We start from the raw sequence: 8,490 nt of genomic DNA on the forward strand, positions 1-8,490 counted from the left end.
CGATGCCCCACCCCCTGGACTCACTCGCGCTGTCCTGGGGCTACGAGCTGCTCCCCTTCTGGATCGGCTACTTCGCCGTCGGCGTCGCCGCGGGACGGCTGCTGGCCCGGCGGCGCGACGTCGGCGACCATCCCCGGGTCGCGCTCGCCTGCCTCGCGCTGGTGCCGGCCGGCTTCGCGCTGCTGGTCGCCAGCCCGGTCACCCGGCTGCGCAACGGCGACTTCGCCCAGGGCACCGGCGCCTTCCTCCGCCCGCTGCTGGTGCCGGTGGTGGTCGCGGTGACCGGCGCGGTGCTGCTCGGCGCGCCCGCGGTGCTCCGCCGCCTCCCCCGGCTGCGCCGCCCGATGCTGGCACTGAGCCGCGACTCGCTCGGCGTCTACATCCTCCATCCGGTGATCGCGTTCGAGCTCGGGGACGACCACCTGAAGCCGATGCTGAACCGGCCGCTGCCGGGGTCGATCGCCGGCTTCCTGCTCCTCACCGTGCTCACCCTGGCACTGGCGCTGCTCGCCACCCGGCTGATCAGCGCCACCCCCCTCGCCCCGCTCATCGGCGCCGAGCAGCGGCCGATCAGGTTCGGCTCAGCGGCGCACCATCACGAAGGGGACGAGCTGCTCGATCGCGGTCATCGACCCGTGGTGCCCCATCATCCGCGCCTGGGCGGGGTCGACTGAGCGCTGGAACACGCCCACGTCGCCGTGGGCGGCGGCGAGGACGTCGCCGATGCGGGCGCGGATCCGGGCGGGCACCACCGGCCCGAACCAGCCCTCCTCGATGGCCTGCTCCCGGGAGACGATCCACATCCGGTCGCCGAGGTGGGCGCGCCACGCCGCGAGCACGTCCTCGACCGCGCCCTCGCGGACGTGGAGGTGGCGGGCGCGGGCCTCGCCGGCGAGCAGGCGCAGGCCTGCGGACAGCTCGGGGTGGTCGTCGACGTCCACCCGCGAGCGCGGCGGGAGGTCGATCATGCCGTGGTCGCCGGTGACCACCAGCGCCGACCCCGCGGGCAGCCGCTCGGCCACCAGCGCGGCGGTGCGGTCGATGTCTGCGAGCTGCAGCGTCCACGCCTCCGAGGCGGTGCCGCGGAGGTGGCCGACGGCGTCGAGGTCGGGGTGGTACGCGTACACGAAGCGCCGACCCCGCTCGCCGAGCGCCTCGACGATCTGCAGGGCGGTGTCGGCGAGGGAGATCGCCGGGCGGTAGCGGCCGCCACGCAGCACCGCGCGGGTCATCCCCGAGTGGGAGTGCAGCCGGGGCCCGATCAGCACCACGTCGATCCCCGACGACACGGCGCGCTCGAAGGCGGTGGGATCGGGCTGCACCTCCTCGGGGAGGAGGCGGTGGATGGTGTCGCCGGCGCCGCCCCGCACCCCGTACGGGCCCCAGGTGAGCATGTTCAGCGCCCCCTCCTCGCCGGGGAGCCAGACCGTGTAGCCGACCAGGCCGTGCTCGCCCGGCGGGCGCCCGGTGCCGATCGAGGCGATGCTCGCGGCGGTGGTGGCCGGGAACCCGGCGGTGAGCGGCACCGACCGCAGCGCGGTGCCGGAGAGGAAGGGCGCCGCCGCGGCGCGCTGGCGGAGCAGGTCGAACCCGAGGCCGTCGATGAGCAGCAGCGCCACCGAGTTCAGCGGTTCGAGGCCGAGCGGGTCGGGGAACTCGTCGGCGCCGAGCGCGTGCATCAGCGCGGGGACGAGGTCGGCCAGCGCGGCCTCGCCATAGCGAGGCAGGGGGCGCGGGGGTTCGCCCACCTCCATGCCGGTCAGAGGGGGATGTTGCCGTGTTTGCGGCGAGGTCGCTCCACCTGCTTGGTGGCGGTCATCCGCAGCGCGTTGATGAGCACGGCCCGGGTCTGCTTGGGCTCGATGACGTCGTCGACGTACCCGCGCTCGGCCGCGTAGTAGGGGTTGGCGAACTGCTCACGGTAGTCCTCGATCAGCTGCGCGGCCTTGGCGGCGGGGTCGGCCGCCTGCGCGATGTCCCGGCGGAAGATGATGTTCACCGCGCCCTGCGGGCCCATCACCGCGATCTCGGCGGTGGGCCAGGCCACGTTGTAGTCGGCGCGGATGTGCTTGCTGCACATGACGTCGTAGGCACCGCCGTACGCCTTGCGGGTGATCACCGTGAGCTTCGGCACGGTGGCCTCGCAGTAGGCGTAGAGGAGCTTGGCGCCGTGCCGGATGATGCCACCGTACTCCTGGGCGGTGCCGGGCAGGAAGCCGGGCACGTCGACGAACGTGACCAGCGGGATGTTGAACGAGTCGCAGAAGCGGACGAAGCGCGCCCCCTTGATGCTCGCCTCGATGTCGAGCGCACCGGCGAGCACCCGCGGCTGGTTGCCGACGATCCCGACCGGGTGGCCGTCGAGGCGGGCGAAGCCGGTGATCAGGTTCTCGGCGTGATACGGCATCACCTCGAGGAAGCGGGCCTCGTCGACCACCCGGGAGATCACCGCGCGCATGTCGTAGGGCTGGTTGGGGTTGTCGGGGATGATCGACTGCAGCTCGGGGTCGGCGCGCTGGGGGTCGTCGAGGGTGGGGCGGTGCGGGGGTTGCTCGGTGTTGTTGCTGGGCAGGTAGGAGAGCAGCTCACGGATCTGGGCGAAGGCCTCGTCCTCGGCGTCGGCGATGAAGTGGGCGACGCCGCTGCGCCGGTTGTGCACGTCCGAGCCGCCCAGCTCCTCGAAGGTCACCTCCTCGCCGGTGGTGACCTTGATCACGTCCGGACCGGTGATGAACATGTAGCCGACCCGGCGCACCATGAAGATGAAGTCGGTCATCGCCGGTGAGTAGACCGCCCCGCCGGTGCAGGGGCCGACGATGAGCGAGAGCTGGGGGATGACGCCGCTCGACCAGACGTTGCGGTAGAAGATCTCCGCGTAGCCGGCGAGCGAGACCACCCCCTCCTGGATGCGCGCTCCCCCGGAGTCGTTGACGCCGATGCAGGGGCGGCCGCTGCGCACCGCCAGGTCCATGATCTTGGTCACCTTCTCGGCGAAGACCTCACCGAGCGAGCCGCCGAAGACGCTGGCGTCGTGGCTGAAGACGAACACCTGCCGGCCCTCGACGGTGCCCCAGCCGGTGATCACGCCGTCGCCGCGGATGCGCTTCTCCCCCATCCCGAAATTGGTGGAGCGGTGCATCGCGAAGACGTCGATCTCCACGAAGGAGCCGGGGTCGAGGAGCCGCTCGATCCGCTCGCGGGCGGTGAGCTTGCCCTTGCGGTGCTGGAGGCGCGCCGCCGCCCCGCCCCGCTGCACCGCGTCGTAGCGCCGCTTGCGGAGCAGGTTGATCTTGCGCTCGGTGACGCTGCCGGGAGTGCCGGCGGCGGCGCCGTTGGCGCCCGCGGCGGTGGCCTTGAGGTCACCATCGCTGAGTCGGGGACGGTCCTCGGCCCCCGCGGGGGGGATGCCGGGACGGGGCGCCTTGGCCATGGTGGGTGGCAAGGCTACCGGAATGGAGGCCCCGCGGGACGTCCCCACCGGTCTAGCGTGAGCTCTCGACGCAGAGGACCACGTTGGCGGCGAAGTAGCGGAACGGCACTCCGGCGGCGCAGGGGTCGACCAGGGTCGCCGGGGAGAGCCTCTGCAGGATCCGGCCGTCGTGCGTTCCGGAGCAGTCGACGGGCCGCAGCTCGCCCCCGACGTCCACGACGCACTGCCCGACGGCCGAGTCCGAGGCGGGGTCGACGACCCGCGGGGCGGTCACCGCCCGCACCACCAGGAGCAGGGCCACGGCGGCGAGCAGCAGCGGCACCAGCGGTCCCGGGCGCTTCCACAGCGGCGCGCCCGGCGGCAGCGGCGCCGCCAGCGGGCTGATCACCGCCGGGTCGCGCACCGGGGGGCCCAGGTGCCGCACCCGGCGCAGCGCCAGCAGGTTGTAGAGCGGCGTCGACCAGCTGAAGACGAGCAGCGAGATCACCCCCCACCAGCCGGTCAGCAGGGTGCGGTTCTGGAGGTCGCGGAAGGTGGCGATCCCGCACCAGCGGCAGTACGGGCCGGGCCGGCTGCGCGCCTGCATCAGCAGCACCATGCCGACGTGCTGGCGGAAGCTCACGTCCGCCGCCGGCGCCGAGCCGCAGAGCCGGCACTCGCCGGGGCCGGGGCCGCGGGGCTCGCCCGCAGGCGGCGGCGGGGTCGGCGGGGCGGAGACGGGCCGGGGATCGGGGTCGGACATCGCGCCATGCAGGCTACAGCGCGCGGTCCTGGATCAGGGTCTCCAGCGGGAGAGTGCCTGGCGGAGGCGGTTCACCCGCTCGCGCTCCAGGGCCAGGCCGACCGACCCGGTGAGCAGCAGCAGGGCGCAGCCGCCGAAGACCGCGTAGAGGGGAAGGCTGGAGGCGGCGATGCCCAGGGCGCGGAGGCAGACGCCCGCCAGCGCCACGCCGGCGGCGACCGCGCAGAGCCGCGACTCGGCGACCACCCCGACCAACAGCACCGCGATCGCCTCGCCGAGCAGGAGCGGCAGGTACCAGGAGCCGGAGCTGGCGGCCAGGGCCTGGAGACCGCTGCTGCCGAGGAGGAGGAGCAGGCCGCCGCCGAGCAGCGGCGTCGCCGCCTCGGGGCGCCCGTCGGGGAGGCGGTCGCCGCGGGCGGCGAGCCCGCAGCAGATCGCGGCCAGGGCGGGGGCGACCACGTAGTCCTGGGCGTCCATGAGGTGGGCGGCGGCGCTGAGCCAGTCGAGCCCGGCGGCGGCGAGGAGGATGCCCGCCCAGAGGCCGAGCCGGGGTGCCGGCCAGGCCGTCTCGGTGGCGACGAGGGCGGCGGCGACCAGGGCGGCGGCGAACCCGGCGAGGGCGAGCGACGCGGACAGGCCCGCGACCCCGTCGGGGGCGCCGGTGGCCACCGTGAACGCCCAGAGGGCGGCCAGGGCGGCGAGCCCGAGGGCGGCGAGCCGGTGGGCGGTGCGCCAGCCGGGCACCGGCCCCTCGAGCAGGGCGGCGCCGCGGGCGGCGACGCCGAGCAGGGTGAGCCCCAGCACCGCGCCGGTGGTGCCGAAGCCCATCGCCAGGGCGGCGTTGACCGTCGACAGGGCCGCGAGGGCGGCCGCCGCGACCACCGTCTCCAGCCGCCGCAGCCGGCGGCCCGCGAGGTACACGACCACGGCGAGGGCAGCGCTGACCACCGAGAGCAGGGCGTGGTCCTCGGCGGCGACGCAGAGGCCGAGGCTGAGGACCGCGAGGCCGCCGGTGCCCGCCCAGAGCCCGAGCGCGAGGTCGCCCCCGGCGCGGCGCAGGCGGGTCCCGGTGAACGCCAGCCCGGCGGCGGCGAGGAGGGGCAGCGGCGCCAGGGCGATCGCGGCCTGGTGGAGGGTGAGGGCGCCGCCCGCGACCACCGCGGCCGTCCAGTACCAGGCGGCGGCGGCGAGGGCGGCGGCGAGCAGGCCGGCGAGGGCGCGGCGGCTCGCCGCGGCGAGCAGCACCGCCCCGGCGAGCGCACCGGCGCTGAGCAGCGCCTCCAGCCAGACCGGCGAGACGACCACGCAGGCGGCGGCGGCGAGGCGCAGACCGGCGCCCCACCAGGCCAGCTGCCGCTGGAGCGGCGGCATCCCCACCGACATCGCCGCGCCGGCGATGCCGAGGATCACGAGCGAGGCGGTGTATCCGGCCTGGCCGAGCTGAGCGGCGCTCACCGCGGTGAGGGCGGTGGCGGTGAGCCCGCCGCTCAGCCACGGCAGCAGCGCGGTCGCGCGGCGCCGCACCGCCACCAGCGCGGTGGCGGCGAGCACCAGCGCCAGCCCGCAGGGCACCCCCGCGGGCCAGTGTTCGGGCAGGACGTCTCCACCGCGGTCGAGGGCCCCGACGGCGACCGCGGCGACCGCCACCGGCCCGAGCGCCAGCCAGACCAGCGCGCTCCCGGCGGCGCGGCGCAGCGCCGGCAGGGTGCCGGCGAGCGTGGCCGCGGCGACGGCGAGGAGCTCGACGTCGAGTCGGGGGCTGGCCGCCGCCGCGGCGACCGCCTCCAGGGTGGCGAGCAGCGCCACCGCCTCGCCGAGGGTCAGCGCGACCTGGACGCCGAGGGCGGGGCGGTCGAGCAGCCGCCAGGGCAGCCCGGTCACGGCGGCGGTGCCGAGGGCGGTGAGCGCGAGGGTGAGGTCGAGCTCGCCGCCGCCGGCGCCCAGGCTCCAGGCCAGGGCGAGCGGGGTGGCGCTCGCCAGGAGCACGCTCACCCACCCCATCAGGGCGCTGGCCCGGCGCAGCGCCGGGTACATGCACACCGCCGCGGTGGCGGCGAGGGTGAGGGGCAGGTGGACCGCCCGCGGGGCGGTGGCGCCGTCGAGGGCCTGGTGGGAGGCGGTGGCGACCGCCGCCCAGGGGCCGGCGAGGGTCGCGGCCAGCGCCAGCCAGCGGCCGGGCAGCGCGAAGGGCGACCCGGGCCGACCGGCGAGGAGCCACCCCGCCAGCGCGATCAGGGCCACGCCGGGAAGGGCCCGGGCCCCGGCTCCGCTGGCGACGGCGGCGCTCACCGCGGCGGTGGCGGCCATCCCCAGGCAGAGCGCGGCGTAGGCGGTGGAGCGCAGCAGCGAGGCGATGCGCTCGTAGACCACCGCGCAGAGGGCGCCGCCGAGGGCGACCGCGGTCGAGGAGGTCATCCCGGTGGCGTCCCGGACCAGGTAGCCGTAGAGGGCGGCGAGGCTGAGCGGGAGGGTGAGCGCGGTGAGCGCCAGGTAGGTGCGCTCGACCAGCCGCAGCGCCGCCCGGCGGTGGCAGACGACCGCGACCGCGAGGAGGGCGGCGTTGAGTCCGAGCACGGTGGCGGCGCGGGCGGCGCCGCCGAGCCCCTCCGGCCCGTAGGCGAGGAAGAGCACGGTGGCGCTGATCAGCAGCAGGGCGCCCGCCCAGGAGAGCAGCAGGACGCCGTGCTCGCTGATCAGCCGGCGCAGGTCGAGGCCGGGCGAGGGGGTTGCCGCGGGCCGGGACGGCACCGTCCACGACGGCAGCGCGGCGGGCGGCGGCGGCGGAGGGCCGCCGACCGCGACGCCGCTCGGCGGCGGGGGCGGGATCGCCGGCGCTGCGGGCGCGGGCGGTGCCGCGGGGGCCGGCCCGGCGAGCCAGGCGTACCGGTCGCGGTAGCGCTTCAGCAGCGCCACGCCCTCGGCACCGAGGTGGCCACCCGCCTCGAGCCGCTGCATGTCAGCGATCACCCAGGCAAGGTGCCAGGCCTCCTCGCGCCGGGTGTCGTCGACCATTCAGGAAACGATGGACCAACGTGGTGCGTCCGGGAGCGTCGATGCCGAGCCGTCATCGGCCGTGACAGCCGCGTGGCGGTCGCCATCCGGGTATGGTCCAGAGTTTCCCGACCAGCATTGGGGAATGAGGAGGGTGTATGTCCGGGCGTGCGGTGGTGATCGCCGGCGCCGGTCCGACGGGGATGATGCTGGCGGCGGAGCTGACGCTGGCGGGGACCGACGTCCTCATCGTCGAGCGGCGCGCCAGCTTCAGGCTCGAGAGCTCGCGCTCCCGAGGTCTGCACTCCCGCACCATCGAGGTGCTGGACCAGCGCGGTGTCGTCGATCGCTTCCTCGCCGAGGGGAAGGCGATGCAGGTGCAGGCGTTCGCCGGGGTCCGGATGGACATCAGCGACTTCCCCACCCGCCACAACTATGGGATGGCGCTGCTGCAGAGCCACTTCGAGCGCATCCTGGCCGGCTGGCTCGACGAGCTGGGCGTTCCCGTCCTGCGCGAACGCGAGGTGACCGGGTTCAGGCAGGACGACAGCGGCGTCGATGTCGCGCTGTCCGGTGGCACATCGCTGCGGGCGGGGTATCTGGTCGGTTGCGACGGGGGCCGCAGCGCTGTGCGCAAGGCTGCCGGAATCGACTTCGCGGGCTGGAATCCAACCACGCGCTGGATCATTGCCGAGGTCGAGATGGAGGAGGTGCCGGAATTCGGCCTGCGTGGCGGCGGTGGCATCGGCCCAGCCGAGGATGGACGGGTGGGCGTCACCCTCATCGTGCCCGACCTGGACCGCACCGATGAGCCCACCCTGCAGGACGTCCGCGACGCGCTCATCCGGGTTGACGGCAGGGACTACGGCGTCCACAGCCCGAGCTGGATCTCCAGCTTCACCGACATGACGCGTCAGGCGGTGGCGTATCGCGGCGGGCGGGTGTTGCTCGCGGGTGACGCCGCCCATGTGCACGCTCCGATGGGCGGGCAGGGTTTGAACGTCGGCGTGCAGGACGCTGTCAACCTGGGGTGGAAGCTGGCTCAGGTTGTCGACGGAAGATCACCGGTGAGCCTTCTCGACACGTACCACGCTGAACGGCATCCGGTTGCCGCCCGGGTGCTGCAGAACACGATGGCGCAGAGAGCGGTGGGCGCCAACGACGAGCGCACGGTCGCGCTTCGCGGCATCCTGGCCGAGGTGCTGACGATGGACCAACCGCGCAAGCACATCGCCGCGATGATCTCCGGCCTCGACGTCGCCTACGACCTCGGCGGGGGACACCCGCTGCTCGGGCGCCGCATGCCTGACCTGGATCTCGTGACCGC

Annotated in this window: 6 protein-coding genes; 2 read left to right on the forward strand and 4 right to left on the reverse strand. The window is 75.0% G+C overall.

The window, feature by feature from the left end:
• The coding region (locus tag VGL20_20720; GenBank protein ID HEY2706113.1) for an acyltransferase family protein at window positions 1–674 on the forward strand (674 nt) is incomplete at its 5' end.
• On the opposite strand, the gene VGL20_20725 is transcribed toward VGL20_20720, so the two are convergent.
• From VGL20_20725 to VGL20_20740, 4 genes are read right to left on the reverse strand one after another with little or no spacing between them, the layout of a single operon-like run.
• Entirely contained in the window at window positions 582–1,748 is a 1,167-nt protein-coding gene (locus VGL20_20725; GenBank protein HEY2706114.1) for a nucleotide pyrophosphatase/phosphodiesterase family protein, read from the reverse strand. The genes VGL20_20720 and VGL20_20725 overlap by 93 nt on opposite strands.
• A gap of 11 nt (window positions 1,749–1,759) precedes the next feature.
• The gene (locus tag VGL20_20730; protein ID HEY2706115.1) at window positions 1,760–3,430 is read right to left on the reverse strand and encodes an acyl-CoA carboxylase subunit beta; all 1,671 of its coding nucleotides are present in this window, start codon (window positions 3,428–3,430) and stop codon (window positions 1,760–1,762) included.
• 52 nt (window positions 3,431–3,482) lie between these two features.
• Window positions 3,483–4,172 carry a hypothetical protein gene (locus VGL20_20735; protein ID HEY2706116.1) on the reverse strand — a complete coding sequence of 230 codons (690 nt, stop codon included), beginning with the start codon at window positions 4,170–4,172 and terminating at the stop codon, window positions 3,483–3,485.
• Window positions 4,173–4,205: 33 nt separating this feature from the next.
• A complete protein-coding gene (locus VGL20_20740) occupies window positions 4,206–7,184 on the reverse strand; it encodes a hypothetical protein (GenBank protein HEY2706117.1) in 2,979 nt (992 codons plus the stop codon).
• Between the two features lie 137 nt (window positions 7,185–7,321).
• On the opposite strand from VGL20_20740, the gene VGL20_20745 reads away from it, so the two are divergent.
• On the forward strand, window positions 7,322–8,490 hold a 1,169-nt coding region (locus VGL20_20745; GenBank protein ID HEY2706118.1), incomplete at its 3' end, for an FAD-dependent monooxygenase.

Source organism: Candidatus Dormiibacterota bacterium (assembly GCA_036495095.1).
Lineage (GTDB): Bacteria > Chloroflexota > Dormibacteria > Aeolococcales > Aeolococcaceae > CF-96.

Coding starts and splice junctions, on each gene's coding strand:
- VGL20_20735 (HEY2706116.1), bottom strand. CDS start 4,172: ATGTCCGACCCCGATCCCCGGCCCGTCTCCGCCCCGCCGACCCCGCCG.
- VGL20_20740 (HEY2706117.1), bottom strand. CDS start 7,184: ATGGTCGACGACACCCGGCGCGAGGAGGCCTGGCACCTTGCCTGGGTG.
- VGL20_20730 (HEY2706115.1), bottom strand. CDS start 3,430: ATGGCCAAGGCGCCCCGTCCCGGCATCCCCCCCGCGGGGGCCGAGGAC.